The organism is bacterium, assembly GCA_024226335.1.
Classification (GTDB): Bacteria; Myxococcota_A; UBA9160; order SZUA-336; family SZUA-336; genus JAAELY01.
The window spans coordinates 1-18,505 of record JAAELY010000513.1 but is presented as its reverse complement, the minus strand read 5'-3'; the positions used below and the strand labels follow the sequence as shown (position 1 = coordinate 18,505).

Sequence of the window (18,505 nt, the reverse complement as noted above, 5' to 3'; positions counted from 1 at the left end):
TTCACGTCGTCACCATCCACAACTTTCGGTTATAGCTCGAGTTGAATCCCCGACCGGTCTATCGAGATGAGGTCGAACGGCTGCACCATGCGTTCTACGGCATCGACGTGGTTCGCGAGGGCGAGCTGATCGAGATCCAGCACGGCTCACTCGCGGCGATCCGCGGCAAGATCCGCGACCTGTTGCAGAGTCACCGTGTTCTCGTCGTCAAACCCATCGTGCGTCGCAAGCAGCTCGTGAAGCAGGATGCGAAAGGCGGCTAGGTCATCAGCTGCCGGCTGAATCCGAAACGAGGTTGAAGCTCTCCTATCTCCTGCTCCACTGCTCTCCTGCTCTATTGAGAAGTCGCGTGACCCTGAGGTTACTGGTGAATATAGCGGGCGCGACCCTCTAAGAAGACGGTCTCGAAGGGCGAGTAGAGACACGGCGGCCTGTTCGATCGCTTGCACCACGTCCGCAGTGAACTCAAGGGGCCCGCCACGGCAGAAGAGATTCGGGTACCACACGATCCCGTTGCTCCCGCCGTCGTTGGAGCGGTGGATGATCCGCCTCACCCCCTGGGGGCTGAGGCCAACCCCATGGGCGATCTCCCGGCTGCAAACTCCGCCTCGAGACAGCAGAATGACCCTCGCTCGACGGCTGTTGACGGCGTTGGACAGTTGCCGTTTCGAGCGGTGCAGCTTCCCGCCTTCGTGCGGTCGCAGCCTCCTTGCCACGACCTTGTCCATGATTGGGCTCCACTTCGCCTCCGTGTGAAGCGGAGCCTGTTCTACCTAAACTCGCACCGCTGAGCCACTTGCGACCAAAGGGCTAGCTCGCGAAACTCCCTCAATGGAAACGGCACTATGATGTCGGACCAACGTAGAAGCAGGCCATAGTTGGGGGAAACACAGTTGGCTCGCCGGATCTTCGTAACGTACTCTCACGCCGATCAAGAAACACTCCACCGGTTCTTGCGGTTTCTCGATCTGCCCAACGACGAACTGCTGAGTGTCTGGAGTGACGTCGAACTCACTGCGTCCGAGGACTGGCACAGCGAGATCCAGCAGGCGCTGGATCGCGCGGATATCGCTGTCGCTCTCGTATCCCAGGCGTTCCTGACGAGCGATTACGTCCGCAACACCGAGCTCCCGGCCATCCTGGCGGCTTGCGAGCAGGGAGCAATGAAGCTGGCCTGCCTGTTCGTCGGGGCTTCCATGGTCGAGAAGTGCCCGATCGCCTTCGTCGACGGAAACGGCGCGCGGAAGAAAGAGCTGCTGACCAGGTACCAAGGGTTGAACGACCCGGCTGCGCCGGTGGATGCGCTGCCCGAGTTCGAGCAGGATCGCGTGTTTCGTGACGCCGCGATCGAGGTCCGAACACTCGCAGGAAGGACCAAGACTCGCAGCACCGCGCGGGCGCTGCACGGCACGCGTCTGGAGCTCTTCGTTCAACTGCAGCAGAAACGCGATGAGCTCGAACGCGTGTACAAGGCGCAAGGGAGCCTGTTGAACGAGACGCGCGGCCCCTGGGAAACGGGCCGGGTGGTGCTCAAGGCCAAACGCTGGGGTGACCAGGCCGACGCAAAGATGGGATCGGCGCTTGGCGACGCGCTCTTCGGCAACGACACCGCCCTGCCCAGCTCGGTCATGAGAGCTCTTCTGGACGTTCACGGACAGGAGTCGGGGTCCGGAGTCGAGCCGGGCCCGCATCGGTATCCAGTGCGCGCTCGGATACAGACATCGTCTGACGCGCTCGCGTGCCTTCCTTGGGCCCGCGCGCGATGGAACGGCAGCCTGCTGGCCGACAGCGGGTGGACTTTCGAGGTAGTGCCCTGGGACAAGGGCAGCCTCCCGACATTGCAGCCGCTGCAATGGACCTCTCCGTCGCCGGTGCTGGTGATCGCACCCGACGCCCCCCCCGAGATGAACCCGCATCTTGGGATCGAGGAGTTGCTCGGGCGCTGCCTGGAGAACGAGAGGATACTCGTCGATGTTGCCACGAGTGTCGCTGACGCGTGGGGCGCAATCAGGTCCCGGCGGCCAGCGCTCGTCTACATCTGCGCGACGGTTCGCCACAACAAGAAGAGCAGTGAGCCGGAGTTGCAGCTCGGACGCGAGCAACTGAACATCGAAGAGCTCCTCGGCGCCGCCGAACGCACCCCACCGGTCGTCCTCCTGACGACTGTCGGTGACTCGCTCAGAAGTGGAAGGCCGTTCCTGACTGCAGTGGCCGGCGGAGTGCGCCTGCTCGTCGCCCAACCGACGCGCGTCGGGAACGAGCGACGCGCGCACGACGCCGCTCTTCATTGGCTGCACTCGCTCTTCCTCGAGAACAACGCGAACGACCCGATAGGCGCGCTCCAGCACACTGCCACGCAGGAAACGGTCGTCTTCTCCGGCACCAGCCGCTTCGACATCTCGGCGAGGACCATCCCGGCGCGCGATCGCCTTGGCGGGCTCCTCCTGGACCGGAGGATCCAACGTCAAAACGTGCGCGGTGAGATGGACGATCTCTTGCGCGATCGTGATCGAAGGGCAACGTGCCTCATCGCATATGGAGGTGACGGAAACCTCCTCGATCGATTCGGCGAGCAGGTTCTGCATCACCTGCGTCGCTATGCCCGGGAAGCCGCCGCTGTCACGAGAATGCGGCCCGAACTACTACCCGGTCGCGCCGCAGTCACGCCTGCCGACATCGAACAGCATCTCCTCGAGCAGTATTCACTCAGTGATCCCGCGGAGATTTGCAAGCGGTTTCTCGGTTCGACCGCGCGAGGCACGCCGATCCCAGTGTCGTTGCTGGATTGGGGTGTCCTGCCGCCTGGCGACGACTTGAACGTCCAGGAGCAGACGTTGCGATCGTGGATCGCCTTCTGTCAAGACCGAATCGCACGGCCCTGTCCGGGGAACGCCCGGTTCCTCTGCCTGCTCTGCGTTCGGGCAGAGCCGAGCGAGCACGAGGCGCTCGAGGAGGCGTTCGACAGCCTTCGGGAGGATCTGCACGATCGAATCTTGGGTATCACGCCGATACCCAAGCTCGACCACGTTGGGGCAGCCGATCTCCGGGAGTTCCTTGCCGGCCGCGACTGCTCGTGCCCCGAGAGCCTCGTGAAGGACATCACCAAGCGCGTGCTGAACAAGACAGGCGGGGCTTTCGCCGAGACGGTTCGCCTTCTGGACGACGCCAGAGCCACGAGTTGGCACTCGTTGCGTGACAAGCTGTAGGATCTCTGCGCGCGACCGCTTGCGCACAGACCGACCATCGAGGACGTCGAGCATTGAGCGACCCACCGCGATTCGAGCTAGTCAGCCTTCCAGGCGCCAATCACGACCATCAGGCCGCGAGAGCGAGACTGGCGGAACGACCACTCCCGAAGGCGATCCATGACCTTGGGGAATCCGCGCCGGCATTCGTTCCGGACGATGAGTTGCGGACGGCGGTGAACACCGCCCTGGCCGTGGGATCGCCGCTCCTCCTCACTGGCGAGCCCGGTACGGGGAAGACCCAGGTCGCATACTACCTCGGCTGGTACTTCGGCCTCCCGGTCCACGAATTCAGCGTCAAGTCGACATCGACTGCGCAGGACATCAAGTACGACTTCGACGCCGTCGGCTATCTGCGGACTGCGTATGGGAAGCAAGGTGGGGAGAAGCGGCCACGGGAGGCTTTTCTCGAGAAGAAGGCACTCTGGCTCGCGTACGAGGAGGCGAGCGACTCGGTGGTGCTCATCGACGAGATCGACAAGGCGCCTCGCGACTTTCCAAACGACCTTCTTCACGAGTTGGATCAGCACTCCTTCAAACACCCGTTCGAGGATCGGGAGGTCAATCCGATCAGCAAGCGTCCACCGATCGTCGTGATCACCAGCAACGTCGAGCGCCGCTTGCCTGATGCGTTCCTCCGTCGGACTGTCTTCCACCACATCCAGCTCACACCGGAGCTTGTCGAGAAGGCAGCCAAGGCGCGACGAGAGACGTCCTTTCCCTCCGTCGATGACAAGACCCTGACGGCGGCTCTTGAGCGGTTCTGGGAGCTCCGAGCGATGGACGATCTCACGAAGAAGCCGACGACCGCCGAACTCCTTGTTTGGCTCGCCGTCCTGGCTGCGCGCGATGTCGACGCCGCCCAGCTTCGCGACGTAGACGTGCGCGAGATGCCTGGGATCAACGTCCTGCTCAAGTCACACGAGGATCTGACCGGGCTCGACGACGCCGGTTGGCCAAGATGAGACTCCCGGTCAAGGGACTTGATCGCCTGCTCGCGGCGCTCCGAACGGAGGGGATCTCCATCACGCCGCAACAGGTCGAGAAGCTGCAGCACGTGATCGCCCTGCGCGCGGACTGGGATGCCAAGCGGCTGGGCGATGTCATGCGAAGCCTCTTCGTACGAGGCGAGGATGAGGAAGCGGCATTCTGGCGAATCTACGCCGCATGGACCTCGCAGACTCCCGGAGACAAGCGGGGCACGGGCGACGCCGCGGCCCTTGGCCCGCTTGCCCTGTCGGGGCGGTCCGCTCTCCGTGGATCCAGACAACTGCAAGACTCGCGGCCGTTCTGGATCAGGATGGCATTTCTCTTCACGATCACGTCCGCGATCGTGCTGTCATTGCCCTTCATCCCGAGAGGAGACCCGCCGCCAGAGGAGCCGATGACGGACGTATCGGCCACCCCGCCGCTCACGGCCGAAGCACAACCAAGCCGGTCGGCCGACACCTGGATTCACGTGCTGTCTCTCGCGGCGATCGTCATCGTGGGCGTGGTCTACGGAATCCGCTACCGGGTCATCCGGGCCAAGCCGCGGCCGTTGGCAAGCACCGATCCCGACGGCCCGCGTGAGCTCCCGCTCTTGCCACTGCCCATGGTGAGCGGTGATCTGGTCGACTCCGGAGAGATGCGATCGACGGTATGGGAAGTCGGCCGGTTCGTCTCGGACGATCTCACGCGACAGGTCGATCTTGATCGAACGGTCACCGCCACGGCTCGCGAAGCAGGATTCCCCACGGTGCACCTCAGACGCGCGGTGTATCCACGCGAGGTGTGGTTCTGGCGAGATCGATGCGCCGAGGATCCCGCGACCGATCGATTGGTCGAACAGGTGCGGCGCCGGCTGGAGCGTGCCGGCCTGCCGGTTCGCTTCGCTGAATTCTGGGGTGTTCCGGACAAGCTGATATGGTCCGACGGTGCGTCCTTCGACCCCCTGACCGTCGAAGGGCACCGACAACACGCTGTCGTCGCGATCCTGACGGATGGTGCGGGGATCGAGGGATCCGATGAGAGCGCGCGAGAGCGATTGAACCTGCGGCTGTTGTTGCGGCACTTCGTTGACTGGCCTCACCTCAGGTTCTTCGACCTCGGCGTACCGGCGCGTCTGGCGGCAACGATCGGCCGCTTCGGCCTGCGCGTAGCGCCCCCGCTGGACCTTTGCGCGTTCCTCCGCGAGGCAGAGTCGCCTCGAGAGAGCGGCGCGGCCTACCAGATCCTCAGCGGGGACCTGCGCGTGCTGGCGGCGGCGCTCACATTGACCGACGAAGCCGTGAACGAGCCCACGGCGTTCGCCCTCGCGCGCGCGCTGGATGTCCATCTCGACATCACGGGCTATCGTCACCTCATGAGGGCGCTCGGTGGCTGCAACCTCTCGATCGGCCCGATGCAGCGAGCGGAGTTGGTCAACTGGCTCGTGAGGGCGGAGCGACTGCGGTGGGACCGCCCGGTTCCGCCAGAAAGCTCGCTCGGCCGCGCGATCAAGTTCTGGCGTGAGCGATATGCGCGCGAGCGTCTAGAGCGCGAGAAGCGAGAGGGAGGCATCGCCGCTTGGGCGGGATCGCGCGCAGAGCAAGGACTGAGGCTGCGAGAGGCATTGCTCGACCTCTGGAGCGACCAGGATCGCGCGGTCGTCGAGTTGCAGCAGCTCATGCGCGCCGGATGGCGATCCGAGATCCGGCGCAAGTTGCGATATCTTGCCCCGATGACGGAGCCGAGTCAGGCCGCACCGTCGACCGGTGAGACGCCCGTCGTCATCAACCTCCCCTGGTACGAGAAGGGGCGCGATGACGCACAACGGGCCGTCTTGGCACGGCTGGGCCTGTCCGGGCTCACGGCGCGCGCGGTAACCGGGATCGTCCGGGCGCCCGGCAGCCTAGGGCTCGCCTATGGGCTTCTCATCGGGCTCGCGGCGCTCGTCCTGTGGCGTCTCCTCGTCCGGTGAGATGCGCAGCGCTCGGTCGGCCCCCGACCTCCTTGCGGCGCTCACCAGGATGGGCCTCCCCGTGTGCATCAGGTAGAGGACGACCAAGGCCATGGGACCAGCGAGCGCCACTCCGAGGTTCGCTTGCCATCGCTCCGCGAGAAGGAGTCCGGCGCCGGCGATGAGCCCGACCCCGCACATGGCCGCGAAGGGGAAACGATCGACCCAGCGCCGAGCCTCGCTCCGCCGAGCGCGCACCGGGGACAGTTGCCGGCGCCATCGCTGTCGCGCAGCCCCGGCCAGTCCAATCACGCCCCGACGCGTCGCGGACGCGAGCCACGCGAGGCCCGAGCCGGCTCTCGTGGCACTTGTCGAGATGGCTCCGAAGAAACCTCTGATCTCCGCCATCGCCACCGTTCCGATCGGAGGGCGCCTCGCTGGGAGCGGCCGTCGCCGACCGATCGTCGCGAGCGGGCGCAGCTCGGCGCCCCCCTCCTCGATTGCACGGTCGACGCGCATTAGCACTCGTTCGCGCAGTCGAGCCGGGGGCTCGATCTTCGGCAGCAGCACCGGGTTGGACGCGACTTTCGCCTGGAGCTCTTTGATCTCGTCCTGTACAGCAGCCGGAGCATGGTGGAACGAGCGCGTAAACAAGGCGCTCTCATAATCGTCGAGCATGCCCAAGGCGTCGAGGGGCGCCAATTCGAGCAGATCTTCCCGGGCCATTGGAGTGGGGCTGGTCATTCGTCCACCGGATCTTAGCCAGGTCCGTCACCGGGGGGACGTACCCGACGCGGTCTCGCCGGCACCGCGGGAGCCGGCGGGAGTCACTGGCCGCGCGTTGAACGCTCACGACCACTGCGAGAGCAGGATGAGGAGATCGGAGAAGTAGACGACGCGGTCGTGGTTGAGATCCTCCGGGCACGGAAGGTTGCGCGGGCAGTCGCCCCACGCTTCCAGAGGCTCCAGCAGGTCGGCGAAAGTCACGAACCCGTCACCGTCGAAGTCCGCCGGGATCACCGCGCCCACGTACGTCAGCACCACGCTGTTCGACGTGTCGCTCACCGTGACGCTCGCTTGGTCGATCACCTGGTCGAACGCGTTATCCGCCATGACCGCACCTGAGTGGCTGCTTAATCAGTCCGGCTCGTGAGTTGAACGCTCCACACCCTCGCGATACCAATCCTCTGCTCATGCCCTTCGCTTGCTGAGCGCTCTGGCTGCTTGGTAGGCTCTGTCCGTGAGATCATCATGACCACCGGACGATCGAAGCAACCCAACGACATCGCACCGCGACTCGACCTGACGTATCCGTGCGACTGGCGATACCGGATCATCGGAGCCGACGCGACGAAGCTGCGCGCGGCCGTCGAGGCGATTGCGGGGGATGCGGAGTACGAGATCCACGACGGGAATTCCAGCCGGGCCGGTAGCTACGTGTCGGTTGAGTTGGCCGTTACCGTGCGTGACGAGGACCATCGTCTTCGCTTGTTCGCGGAGCTGGCCGCGCACGACGATGTCAAGTTCGTGCTCTAGCAGGCCGTTTCGTCGTGGCAAGGATCGAACCTAGAATCGCACCTCGGAGTGCTTCACCATGCGAAAGAACGTGTCGCTGCCCATCATGGTCCTGCTCCTTACGGCCCCGCTCCTGGCCCCGAGGGAGTGCGCTGCGTCGTCGAGCCGGGTGGGCATGGCCGGATGAAGCTCGGCCGCTCACCCTCGACGTGGCTCAGGAATGGGGACAAGCGCAGACCGGGCGTGACTCACATAGATTCCGGTATCAACATCGGGGGCAGGTCACCGGCGACCTTGATTGATCGAGTGCGAGGAGTCTTCCCATTGTCAATCGACTACGAGCGAGAGAGCAACGTCGAGCAGCGTGTGATGCTGTACTACCACCGCCCCATCGCGCACCTATGGCGGCGTCACAAGCAGGAACGTCTCTGCCCGGTGATCGGCGCCGGGGTGAGCACAGATCTCGGGCTGCCCACATGGTCTCAGCTCGTGGAGCGTCTCACGCGGCACAAGGAGATTTCCTATAGCGGCCCCATCGATGAGAACGATCCCGCAAGTGCTGCCGACCGCATCTATCACCATCTCTACACACGGGTCAGCGGCGATATCCGTCAGAACGCCGCGAATGACGCCCCTGAAGCGACGATCATCAAGAAGTTCAACGCGGCGTGGAAGCGTGCGATCACCGCTGGCTTGTATGGACAGATCCTGCAGGGGGATACGCACGATCGGGTCACGGATCTTAGTATCGAAGAGAAAAAGAAGATCGCCGAACGCCTCGAGGGTTCAATCAAGAGACACGGGTACCTCGAGCGACTCTACCCCATAATCCGAAATGCGCACCTGACGATCAATTACAACTTCGACGACTCGCTGCAGCGATTGATCGGGTTGCGCCTGACTGCCGAGGAGCGTGAGCAGGAGGGGCGCGGCCATGAGACGTTTGTAAACGTTGCGGCTCGCGGGCAGCGCAACACCTGCCGTCTGTACCACCCGAACGGCTTCCTCCCGATGGAGGATCTCGAGCGACCGTCCGACAGCGTCACGCTCACGGGATCCGAACTCATCGGACGCACGCTCACGAAGCGTGATCTTGATACCACGCTGCTCCGCTCCCACCTCCAGTCACACACCACGCTGGTGATCGGCATGTCGCTGCGTGACGTGACGCAGCAACGCATCTACCGCGAAATTCACGAGCAGCACCCGGGCCACATCCACTACATGGTGGAGTACCTCTCGGACACCAAGACAACCACGCACAACGGGGAGCTCGTGAAGGTGAAATTGACGACCGAGGAGCGTTTTCAGAAGCGAAGCGTAGCGCTCGCGTCCTGCGCCGCCATGTTCATGGCCTATGGCATCTACCCGCTCCCGCTCTTCCCAGAGGAGATCGGCCCGCTGTTGGGGCTGCTCAGCAGGAGCGAGGATCACATCAATACTGTCGCTGACGACGCGAGAGTCAGCCTGAACCATCGCTACTACATCGTCGGAGCACCAGGGAGCGGGAAGAGCTCCGTCGTCGAGATCCTGAGCAGTGTGATTGCGCACGACGAATGGCCAGAGCCTCGCCCCGATCTGCTCGCGAAGGACTACAAGCGGCTCTCTCCCGACGAGCAGCAAACTGTGGAAGCTTGGATCGATCGCCAATTCAGGATCAAGAACAAGCGACTCGGTCAGAATCAGGTGGGGATCCACCTGATCGATCGATCACCGCTTGATCCGCTCTCATATACGAAATCCGAGGAGGAACGACGAAAGCGTGCGAGAGTACTGAAGACGAAACTCGTGCACTCCATAGCGCCGGGCCATGTCTTCCGGATCGATGCTGATCCGAGCGAGCTGCACCTCCGCCTGCTTCCACAGCTGAAGACATCGGAGCTCGAGACGCTCCGTGAGATGACGGAGGACATGCGTGAGCTGTACCCCGACAAACTCGAGGGCGTCACCCCGATCGACTCTCGGTTCCTCTCGTTGAACGAATTGGTGACCATCATTGCGAACTACATTTTCCTCGAGAACCTGCCGGAGTGCGACCTCGAGGGACTCCTCCAGGAGGCCGCTGATGGCGAGTGATCCGAAGCCCTTGTCCGTCTTCGTCTCAGCGTCGCTCTCCACCGAGAAACAGCGAGCGCGCAACGGCCGATTCGCAGAGCTCCTGGATCCGTTTGCGGATGTCTACCTGCCTCAACGCGACGGCGGCCTCCTTCTAAAGCTCCTCGAGTCCGGGGTCGTCTGGGACATCGCGGCAGCACGGATCACCGAGCGCGACGTCCGCGCCCTCCGGGACGCAGACCTGCTCATCGCGGTCTTCGAGCCCGGCATGGTCGGCGGCGGAGTCGCCTTCGAGATCGGTTTCGCGCATGCAGTCGAGACACCCGTCTGGTGCCTTTTGCCGGACCAGACCGAGCGCCCAAGAAGCCCGCTCCTCGAGACCGCGATCTCGCGCCGATTCCAATCGACCGAGACGCTTCTCAATGCGATCCGTAGATTAGAACGTCCTCTCCGGCCGCCGCGGTAGCACCGCATGGACGACTCGAGGCTGACGCAACGCGAGGCATGCCCAGAGGCGCGCCATCAAATCGCCTAGCCGCGCGTCTGGGCGTCGATGAGCGCGCGCAGGGGCGCGCCGGCGGGAATGGCGTTACGGTGCTCGTTCGCTGCCTCCTTAAGAGAAGGCTTGTCCACGATCCTCGATGCATCGTTGTTCGCCGCCAGTCGGGCGTCCGGGTTGTTGATCAGGGCGATGGTGGCTCGCCACATGACGAGCAGTTGCCAGCTCCGGTAGTGGACATACTCGATGGTGCTCGCTGGCGTGTTACGCCGTGCCTGCCCCAGGGCATCCTCGTACTGGGCTCTCGCGGTCTCGAACGCGTTGCGGTACGCCAAGTCGTAGCGATCACCGGTGATCCCTCCCAGCTGCTGCAAGCCGTCCTTCGCCGCGTTGGCGCGCAGCTCTTCGTAGATGACTAGCCCGTCGAGCAGTTCGAGCAGGACTCGATCCCGCGACCCTTCGATGGCGCCCGCATTGATGCCGGCCCTCGCTGCGTCCGATGCCTTCCCGAGGTTGCCTTCGAGTTCTGTAGCGCCGAGGGCCGAGTACGCGCGGATCAAATACGCATTGGGCCGAAGCCTGGAATCGAGCTTTGCGATCGTCTCTTTCGAGAGCTGCTCGTAGAGCTCCTGGTACAGGATGTCAGCAGCCGAATCGCTCGTTGGTGAGACCGCCGCGGCGTTGTCGAGTTCGACCGCGCGAACGAACTTGTCCTGTGTTGCGCGGTATCCCAGCGACGAGCAGCCGGCGATGAAGACCAGCACTGTCAGCGCGAACAGCGTTGCAAGACCGCGAATGGTGCGAGAGGAACCGTTCATGTCGACCTCCTTCGACCGATCAGGCGGCCGCACGCAGGACTTCCAGGGCGAGCTTCTGTACCGATGCCGACTCGCTGAGCTCGAGCTCATCCCACGCGAGCGCGATCAACAACTGCTCGATGAGGACGGGCAGGTTCGCGCCGTTGATCCGACCTGACAATGCCCCCTGAGCGAGCGACAATGCCGCGGTGACCGTATTGCGGATGACGTTGGACTGGCCGTCGAGCAGCGCTTCCAGATTGGCCGACACGACTGGCAACGTGCGCTCGACGATCTCCAGAAAGACCTGGCGGCTGACGAGTTGGCGCGGATCGTTGCCCGCGATCACTCCTGCCACCAGTTGCTGTATCGCCTTGAACAGCCCGTTCGATCGGGTCGTGAGACTGTTCAGATCGAGCAGCTTGTCAGCATTGAGGACCGCCGTCTCCAGCGTCGTCTGCACGAGTTCGACGAAGCCCTCTCCCGTCACGAATCGGGCCGGGTCATCACCAAGCGAGCGCGCGACGGAGCCGATGATCTGCGCGATCGCGCTCTTGCGTGGGTCGCCATCGGTGTTGCCGAGGAGTTGATTCGGCGCCTTGGCCACCTCGTTGAACGTGACCCGAACGAGCTCGAGCAACTGGTCGCGTGACAGGAGGTTCTGGACCGTACCGTTCCCGGCAAGCTGCGTGGCAAAGCTCGCCGCGATCGCGGCAAGGATGTCTGCGGCCACCTGCTTCTGCGGATCGCCCGGATCGATCAGCGTCGCCATGTTCTCGCTGACCGTCTGCAGCGCCGCGCCGAGCACCCGCGCGACCATCTCCTCGCCGAAGAGCTTCTTCCCCTGCGTCGACGTGATCGCTCCGAGGGTCGAGGTGAGGAGCTCCTGGAGAATCTTCTTATCGCCGACGATCTGCGGGTTCTCGGCCGCCGCCGTCAGCGCACCGCGAAAGAGCAGCTCGATCGACTCGTTCGTGAACAGATCCTCTTCGCCCTCGATACCCATGAGGAACTGATCGAGGGTCGACGTGACGATTGCCTTCGCCGCGCCGTCCCTGGGCACGAAGAGGTCGATGTTCTCGGTGAACGCGGAGGCGCCGCCGCGAATGATGGTCGACGCGATGCGCTTGAAGAGATCCTCGCGACGGATCTGCCCGCTCTGCGTCGTAATCGACTGAATGTCCACCACGAGTGACTCGGTCACGCCCCCGAGGAGGGCCGCGAGACGCTCGTCGTCGTCGAGAAGCGTGATGTTCTCACCGAGTGTGCTCAGCGCCGCGATCAGCACCTCGCCCACGATGTCGTCGCGCTCGCCTTCCGCGAACTCGATCTCGTCGATCTGCGCGAGGAAGCCCTGCAGGATCTTCCGGTGCGCTGGTCGCAGGCCCGTGGCGCCGGGGTTCGCGGCGAAGTAGTCGATGCTGATCTCGACCACCGTGCCGAGGATCCGTTGCATCGGGTGGTTGGCACCAAACCCCTTCTTGAACTGCTCGAACTCGTGCAGGCGCTGCACGATCTCGACGGCGCCTTCGCCCGTTCCCGGGATGGCGCCGATCGCGCTGTCGATCCCCACGATCGACTTGTACGCGACGAGCAGATCCGTGTTGGATGCGCCGGCATACGGGCCGCCCGCCGCGGTCAGATGGCGATTCTCAGGAAGGTCGAAGAAGTCACGGGCGTCCGCGAACTCGATGCTGGCGAAGAGATGCCCGACGGGCAGCGCCAACGGTCGCTCCACCGTCTCGTCCACGAAGACGTCGTACACCTTACGGCCGAGTCGAAGCCCCGCCTCGATCGCGAAGATCACCAGACCAGGGTCCATGGTCAGCCTCCCTCTTGATCACGATATCGCTCGATTCCGCGGCGGATCATAACACGAACGTGCCGACGCTCGGGCCGGCAGCCTCCAGCCGCAGTTCTGGGAAACAAACCGCGTCCGACTTCTGAGGAAAGCAAGGACACGGATCTCTGACGAATGTCCCCAAGTCATCTCATCGTCGTCGCGGGAAGCGATGAAAGGCGGCCTTGTTCAATCGGGGTGACAGGATTTGAACCTGCGGCCTCTTGGTCCCGAACGAAGGTGATCGATTCGCACAAACATCTGCCGGGCAATCAGTTGCCAATCTCATGCTCGGCTGCGTATGCAGCATGTATGCACAACTGGGAGCACTCGCGGAAGAAGAAAACGACACGCTCGCGTCCACACATCCCGGAAGAGGCGTGCCGAATCCTGCGAACAAATGGGCAGACGTCGCGAGGCAACACCGTGGTTTGCCTGATCTCCCGCTCAGACAGATGATGGCACGGATGGAGATTGAAACGCGATATGGTCCGTTGCCCAGAGACTCCACCTCAACGACGGACACGTGTGGCTTCGGTCGGACCAACGTTCCGTCTGCTCGGCGGCGGACGCGATGCATGGGTCGGATGACTTCTCGTACGACCTGATCGTCTTCGATTACCTGTCGCAGGAACCTTCGTGGGCGCTGGACGGCGCGATCACGTACGACTGGATCGCCGAGGGAGTCGGCTACATTCACATCCGGGACTTCAGGGCCGCTGAACGCGACGCCACCGCGGCTATGGACGGCATCCTCGCCGAGTTCGCCGACGCGTCTTCGATCATCGTCGATGTGCGCAACACGCCGGGCGGCACCGGGCAGGTCGCCAATCGCCTGGCCGACCGTTTCGCCGATCGCAGGCGTCATTTCATGTCTTCACGCATGCGCTACGGACCGGAGCATGACAGCACGCTGCCGATGCACTTCCACGTGCAGCCGCGCGGCCCGAAGCAGTTCACGAAGTCCACGATCCTGCTGACCAACCGGTCCACGGCCAGCGCCGCTGAGCGGTTCACGCTCGCCATGCGGGTGCTGCCCCACGTCACGCACGTGGGCGACTACACGTCCGGCGCGTTCTCCGCCCAATACCCGGCGCAGCTTCCGAACGAGTGGACGCTCCTGATCTCCTACAAGATGTCCATGGACCACACGGGCCTCTGTTGGGACGGCATCGGCGTGATGCCCGACCTCTTCGTGCGGAATACCGCCGAGGAGATCCGAGCCCGATCCGATCGAGCACTCGAGTTCGCCGTCAAGCTGCTCGAGCACGCCCCGCTCGAACTCCAGGATGAATCCGCGAGCCTGCTGCACGTCAGGACCTCGCTCGTGGAGGCGTACGTTGACGGGCTCGAAGCAGGCGGCGTCGAAGCCGCCGTCGGCGCCGTGCGCGAGGCGCGCTCCGGGGACGAAGACAGCTACTTCCTCGACGGCAAGCACTGTCTGAAGACGGCACAGGAGTACGTGCAGCGGAAGCGAGCGTCAGAGGTCATCCCGCTCCTCGAGCTCTGCCGCGACACGTACCCGCAGGTCGCGATGACCTACGGCCTGCTGGCCGAGGCGTACCTGAACAGTGGTGATGTCGAGAGCGCGAGCGCCGTCATCGCCGCCGGCGAATCCGTGACCCCAACGTTCCCCTGGGAGCGCCCCCTGCTCGACCGCGTCAGGGCGTCGCTCGAAGAGCAAGCCACGAGCCCCTAAAGGCACTGTCTGGCCGGCCCAAGGTCCTGCTGCTCAAAGTCGGCGATACAATGGCGTCGGACGAGCACGGGGGACACGCTCATGGCCCATCGATTCGTCGGACTCGGACCCAACGGAAAGAAGCTCTATCTCGTCGAGGAGGACCGGAGCACGAAGTTCCGGCAGGTCCTCTGGGGGGATTTCCTGCGCGTGGAGGGCGAGGAGTCCGATGGCTTCCTGCGCGTCAGCTGGGCGCCGAACTCCCCGGACGCCCGGACCGTCTTCATCCACAAGGCCGATACGATCGAGACGAGGCCGCTCGAGATCATCTTCGTGGACGTGGGTCAGGGCGACGGGGCGGTTCTCATCACGCCGGAGCGGGGCGAGAACGAGCGGATCATCGTGATCGATGCCGGTGAGAAGGACAACATGCTCCGGTTCCTGAACGCCCGCTTCAAGGCCTATCGCGGTTTCGACTTCGAGGCGGCGGTGATCACGCACCCGGACTCGGACCACTACCGGGGCTTCGAGGCGATCTTCGAGGATTCGGATATCGGCTTCGCGCACATCTACCAGAGCGGGCTCGTCGAGCGCGCGGTGAGCGGCAAGTTCGAGAAGGTCGGCGGGCTGCACGCCGACTCCGTGACGGGCATCGAGTACGCCCGGGATCTCGCCGTGGACCGTGAAGCCATCGAGCAGCACTTCAGCGATGACACGAACTTCGGGAGGTTCGAGTTCCCGCCGGTCATGCACGCCGCGCTGCAGAACCCGAAGATCATGAACTTCGGCATGCTCTCCACGGCCCATGGGACGATCGAGAACGACCGCTCGTACATGCCGGACTTCGCGCCGTCGGACAACCGCGGCTACACGATCGAGGTGCTCGGGCCGATCGCGGAGTTCGACGACGCCGGGAATCCGCGCCTGCGGAAGATCAGCGGCGATTACGGCAAGTTCAAGAACGGTCACTCGGTGCTGCTGCGGCTCGTCTTCGGAGACTTCAGCGTCCTCTTCGGCGGCGATCTCAACATCCCCGCCGAGAAGCGGCTGCTGACGCACTACGCTGGAATCGAGAGTTTTCCGACGCGCGGCAGCGACGCGAGCAAGGCCATGATCGCCGCCGCGGCCGCGATCCTCCGCAGCGACATCATGAAGGTGTGTCACCACGGCTCGGAGAAGGTCACCGACGAGTTCATGGAGACCGTGAATCCCGCCGCGTTCATCATCTCGTCCGGCGACGCCGAGGGGCACGTTCACCCGCGCCCCGACCTGCTGGGCCGGCTGGGACGATTCGGGCGCGGCGCGTCCCCGGTGCTGCTGTCGACGGAGCTGCAGCGATCGACGCGTGAGGTCGAGGATCCGGACGACGTGGCGGCGCTGAAGAACAAGATCGGGGAGCTCGCCGACAACCCGACGGACGCGCGCAAGGAGGATGCGCTGGAGCGGGTCGATCGTCTGGCCCGCACGAACGTCGACGTCTACGGCGCAATCTACGTCAAGACGGACGGCCGGCGGCTCATCACCGCCTTCAAGCTCGAGACGGGCTCGCTCAAGAAGCGATGGTTCTACTTCGAGTACGCCTTGAACGACGACGGCGAACTCGAGCTCGTCTGATCCGGCCGGTGAGATCACGCGGGTCGATCAACCGACCCGGATCGACCCGACCAAGGGGAAAGGTTCAGAACGGGCGCTCGCGCATGGTGGCGGCCATGATCGCCTTGGCGGTGTGCAGTCGATTCTCCGCCTCCGGGAAGACGATCGACTGCGGTCCGTCGATCACCGCGTCGGTCACCTCGAATCCGCGATCGGCCGGAAGGCAGTGCATGTACACCGCGTGATCCCGCGCGAGCTCCATCCGGCGCTCGTCGCAGATCCAATCCTCGTGCCGGGCGTTCATCGCCAGGCACGCTCGCTCGTTCTCGTCGATCTCCTCCTGGCTCGTCGCATCCAGCCGGGCGAGCATCAGGTCACGTGCTCCCCAGCTCTTCGGATACACGATGTCCGCCCCTTCGAACGCGGCATCCATGTCGTCCACGATCTCGAACGACCCGCCCGACTCCGCCGCATTCGCCCGGGCTGCCTCCACCGTGCGGTCGATCAGGTCGTACCCGGGCGGATGCGCGAGCACCACGTCCATCCCGAAGCGCGTCATCAGCGTGATCAGACCCTGCGGCACGCTGAGCGGCTTTGCATACGAGGGCGCGTGGGCCCACGACACCGCAATCTTGCCGCGGAACTCGCTCCCGAAGTGCTCGCGGATCGTGAGCAGGTCCGCCAGCGTCTGTGTGGGATGATCCACGTCGCATTGCATGTTGATGATCGGCACGTTGGCCGCTTCGGCCATCTCGCGCATGTACCTGTTTCCCGCCCCCGGGATCAGATCATGCCGAACGCAGATACCGTGTCCCATCGCCGCCAGGATCCTGCCCGTGTCCGCCGCCGTCTCCCCGTGGCTGATCTGCGTCGACGAGGAGTCGATGAAGTGGGCGTGTCCCCCGAGCTGCGTCATGCCCGCCTCGAATGCGTTCCGGGTTCGCGTTGACTTGTCGAAGAAGAGTAGGTACGCGGTTTGATTCGGCAGGAGCAGCGTGGGCTCCCCGCGATGGAACTTCTCCTTGAGCTCCGCCGACATCTCCAGCAGCAGTCGCAGCTCGTCCAACGAGAGATCCTGTGTCTCGATGTAGTCCCGGCCCTTCAGCGTCGTCATGGCGGTGTCAGCCCTTCTTCGTTCTGAACGTCATGGGCGTCTTGTTCGCGCGACGGGCGGCCAGATCACAGTACGCCTGTCCGAACCCCGCGTAGAACGCGGCGCACTTCACCATGTGTGCGATCGGCACGGAGTCGTTCACCGTGTGCGCCACGTTCTCCGGCGCGGGGCCGAAGCCGACGCAGGGGATCCCGTGCATCCCGGCGATTGCCACCGCGTTGGTGCTGAACGTCCACCGGTGCACGGTGGGCGCCGTGCCCAGCACCGAGCGATGCGCCTTGATCGCCGCCCTGACCTGCAACGCATCCTCGGGCGCGCACCACGTCGGGAAGTACTTCTGCGTCTCGTAGACCAGGCCCGTGTAGCTCGGCCGCGCGTAGCGCAGCACCTCGACCTTGGCCCGGACCCCGGTCCGCCTCACGGCGTCACGTACTTCGCGCACGGCGGACGTCTTGCTCTCGCCCTGCGTCAGCCGGCGATCCAGATGGATGTAGGCCTGACCAGGCACCGCGCACAGGCTCGGCGTCTTGCAATCCACGTAGCTGACCGTGATCGTTCCCTTTCCCAGGAACCGGTCCTTCTTCAACCGGCGGTTGAGCTTCTCGATCTCCCGCACCACGCTCGCGATCTTGTACACCGCGTTGTCGCCCTTCTCGGGCATCGAGCCGTGGCACGAGCGCCCGGTGCACGTCACGCCGATCTCCATTCGTCCGCGATGCCCGCGCAGGATCTGGCAATCGGTCGAGTCCGTCACCACGACCGCGTCCGGACGGATCCCGGTCTCGCCGATGATGTACTGCCAGCACAGGCCGTCGCAGTCTTCCTCCATCACCGTGAAGGTGAACAGCAGCGTGTACTCCGACGTGTCGACATCCAGCTCCCGGAGGATCTTCGCGGCATAGACCATCGCGGGCACCGCTCCCTCCTGATCGCCCGCGCCGCGCCCCCACACGCGACCACGCTCCACCTTCCCTTGGTAAGGATCGTGCTTCCATTCCGACCGGTCACCGATGCCGACCGTGTCGACATGGGCGTCGATGGCGATGAGCTTGCGCTTCCGATCGCGCGGCCCTCGCCCGGGCATGGGGCCGATGCAGCCCAGGAGGTTGCCCATGGGGTCCGTCCAGATGTGATCGAAAGCCCGTGTCTTCTGCATCTCCCGGCGTATCCGCTCGATCACCCGGCCTTCCTCCGCCGACTCGGACGGAATCGCCACCAGGTCCCGCACGAACCGCACCATCTTCTGCTC

The 18,505-nt window shown here is 64.2% G+C and carries 15 protein-coding genes; 9 read left to right on the top strand and 6 right to left on the bottom strand.

Annotation, left to right across the window (positions count from 1 at the left end; genetic code table 11):
• Window positions 1-41: 41 nt before the first annotated feature.
• The 4 genes from GY725_24920 (at window position 42) to GY725_24905 (ending at window position 6,186) form a co-directional block, all read left to right on the top strand.
• Window positions 42-263: a hypothetical protein gene (locus GY725_24920; protein ID MCP4007438.1), complete on the top strand. Its 222-nt coding sequence runs from the start codon at window positions 42-44 to the stop codon at window positions 261-263.
• Between the two features lie 630 nt (window positions 264-893).
• Entirely contained in the window at window positions 894-3,206 is a 2,313-nt protein-coding gene (locus GY725_24915) for a toll/interleukin-1 receptor domain-containing protein (GenBank protein ID MCP4007437.1), read from the top strand.
• 53 nt (window positions 3,207-3,259) lie between these two features.
• The gene (locus tag GY725_24910; protein MCP4007436.1) at window positions 3,260-4,210 is read left to right on the top strand and encodes a MoxR family ATPase; all 951 of its coding nucleotides are present in this window, start codon (window positions 3,260-3,262) and stop codon (window positions 4,208-4,210) included.
• Window positions 4,198-6,186 carry a hypothetical protein gene (locus GY725_24905; GenBank protein MCP4007435.1) on the top strand — a complete coding sequence of 663 codons (1,989 nt, stop codon included), beginning with the start codon at window positions 4,198-4,200 and terminating at the stop codon, window positions 6,184-6,186. Before GY725_24910 ends, GY725_24905 begins: the two co-directional genes overlap by 13 nt.
• Here the strand turns inward: GY725_24905 and GY725_24900 are convergent.
• Together GY725_24900 and GY725_24895 are read right to left on the bottom strand one after the other, a co-directional pair.
• Window positions 6,118-6,909, bottom strand: coding sequence for a hypothetical protein (locus GY725_24900; GenBank protein MCP4007434.1), 792 nt, complete (start codon window positions 6,907-6,909; stop codon window positions 6,118-6,120). The genes GY725_24905 and GY725_24900 overlap by 69 nt on opposite strands.
• Before the next feature lie 105 nt (window positions 6,910-7,014).
• Window positions 7,015-7,278, bottom strand: coding sequence for a hypothetical protein (locus GY725_24895; protein ID MCP4007433.1), 264 nt, complete (start codon window positions 7,276-7,278; stop codon window positions 7,015-7,017).
• A 138-nt stretch (window positions 7,279-7,416) separates the two neighbouring features.
• Between GY725_24895 and GY725_24890 the strand changes: the two genes are divergently transcribed.
• From GY725_24890 to GY725_24880, 3 genes are all read left to right on the top strand, one after another.
• On the top strand, window positions 7,417-7,701 hold the full coding sequence (locus GY725_24890; protein ID MCP4007432.1) for a DUF493 domain-containing protein: 285 nt from the start codon (window positions 7,417-7,419) through the stop codon (window positions 7,699-7,701).
• A 303-nt stretch (window positions 7,702-8,004) separates the two neighbouring features.
• Window positions 8,005-9,756 carry a hypothetical protein gene (locus GY725_24885; GenBank protein MCP4007431.1) on the top strand — a complete coding sequence of 584 codons (1,752 nt, stop codon included), beginning with the start codon at window positions 8,005-8,007 and terminating at the stop codon, window positions 9,754-9,756.
• The gene (locus GY725_24880) at window positions 9,746-10,201 is read left to right on the top strand and encodes a hypothetical protein (protein MCP4007430.1); all 456 of its coding nucleotides are present in this window, start codon (window positions 9,746-9,748) and stop codon (window positions 10,199-10,201) included. The genes GY725_24885 and GY725_24880 overlap by 11 nt, the downstream gene beginning before the upstream one ends.
• 65 nt (window positions 10,202-10,266) lie before the next feature.
• Here GY725_24880 and GY725_24875 read toward each other — a convergent pair whose 3' ends face one another.
• Both GY725_24875 and GY725_24870 read right to left on the bottom strand, forming a co-directional pair.
• Entirely contained in the window at window positions 10,267-11,052 is a 786-nt protein-coding gene (locus GY725_24875) for a hypothetical protein (protein MCP4007429.1), read from the bottom strand.
• A gap of 19 nt (window positions 11,053-11,071) precedes the next feature.
• Window positions 11,072-12,838, bottom strand: a complete 1,767-nt coding sequence (locus GY725_24870; protein ID MCP4007428.1) for a hypothetical protein — start codon at window positions 12,836-12,838, stop codon at window positions 11,072-11,074.
• Window positions 12,839-13,445: 607 nt separating this feature from the next.
• On the opposite strand from GY725_24870, the gene GY725_24865 reads away from it, so the two are divergent.
• Complete coding sequence (locus tag GY725_24865; GenBank protein MCP4007427.1) at window positions 13,446-14,570, top strand: S41 family peptidase; 1,125 nt, start codon at window positions 13,446-13,448, stop codon at window positions 14,568-14,570.
• Between the two features lie 189 nt (window positions 14,571-14,759).
• On the top strand, window positions 14,760-16,163 hold the full coding sequence (locus GY725_24860; GenBank protein MCP4007426.1) for a hypothetical protein: 1,404 nt from the start codon (window positions 14,760-14,762) through the stop codon (window positions 16,161-16,163).
• Between the two features lie 64 nt (window positions 16,164-16,227).
• Here GY725_24860 and GY725_24855 read toward each other — a convergent pair whose 3' ends face one another.
• Window positions 16,228-17,256 carry an ornithine carbamoyltransferase gene (locus GY725_24855; GenBank protein MCP4007425.1) on the bottom strand — a complete coding sequence of 343 codons (1,029 nt, stop codon included), beginning with the start codon at window positions 17,254-17,256 and terminating at the stop codon, window positions 16,228-16,230.
• 7 nt (window positions 17,257-17,263) lie between these two features.
• Window positions 17,264-18,505 (bottom strand): YgeY family selenium metabolism-linked hydrolase (locus GY725_24850; GenBank protein MCP4007424.1); only part of this gene is annotated, 1,242 nt, incomplete at its 5' end.

Coding starts and splice junctions, on each gene's coding strand:
- GY725_24900 (MCP4007434.1), bottom strand. CDS start 6,909: ATGACCAGCCCCACTCCAATGGCCCGGGAAGATCTGCTCGAATTGGCG.
- GY725_24895 (MCP4007433.1), bottom strand. CDS start 7,278: ATGGCGGATAACGCGTTCGACCAGGTGATCGACCAAGCGAGCGTCACG.
- GY725_24890 (MCP4007432.1), top strand. CDS start 7,417: ATGACCACCGGACGATCGAAGCAACCCAACGACATCGCACCGCGACTC.
- GY725_24880 (MCP4007430.1), top strand. CDS start 9,746: ATGGCGAGTGATCCGAAGCCCTTGTCCGTCTTCGTCTCAGCGTCGCTC.
- GY725_24875 (MCP4007429.1), bottom strand. CDS start 11,052: ATGAACGGTTCCTCTCGCACCATTCGCGGTCTTGCAACGCTGTTCGCG.
- GY725_24865 (MCP4007427.1), top strand. CDS start 13,446: ATGCATGGGTCGGATGACTTCTCGTACGACCTGATCGTCTTCGATTAC.
- GY725_24855 (MCP4007425.1), bottom strand. CDS start 17,256: ATGACGACGCTGAAGGGCCGGGACTACATCGAGACACAGGATCTCTCG.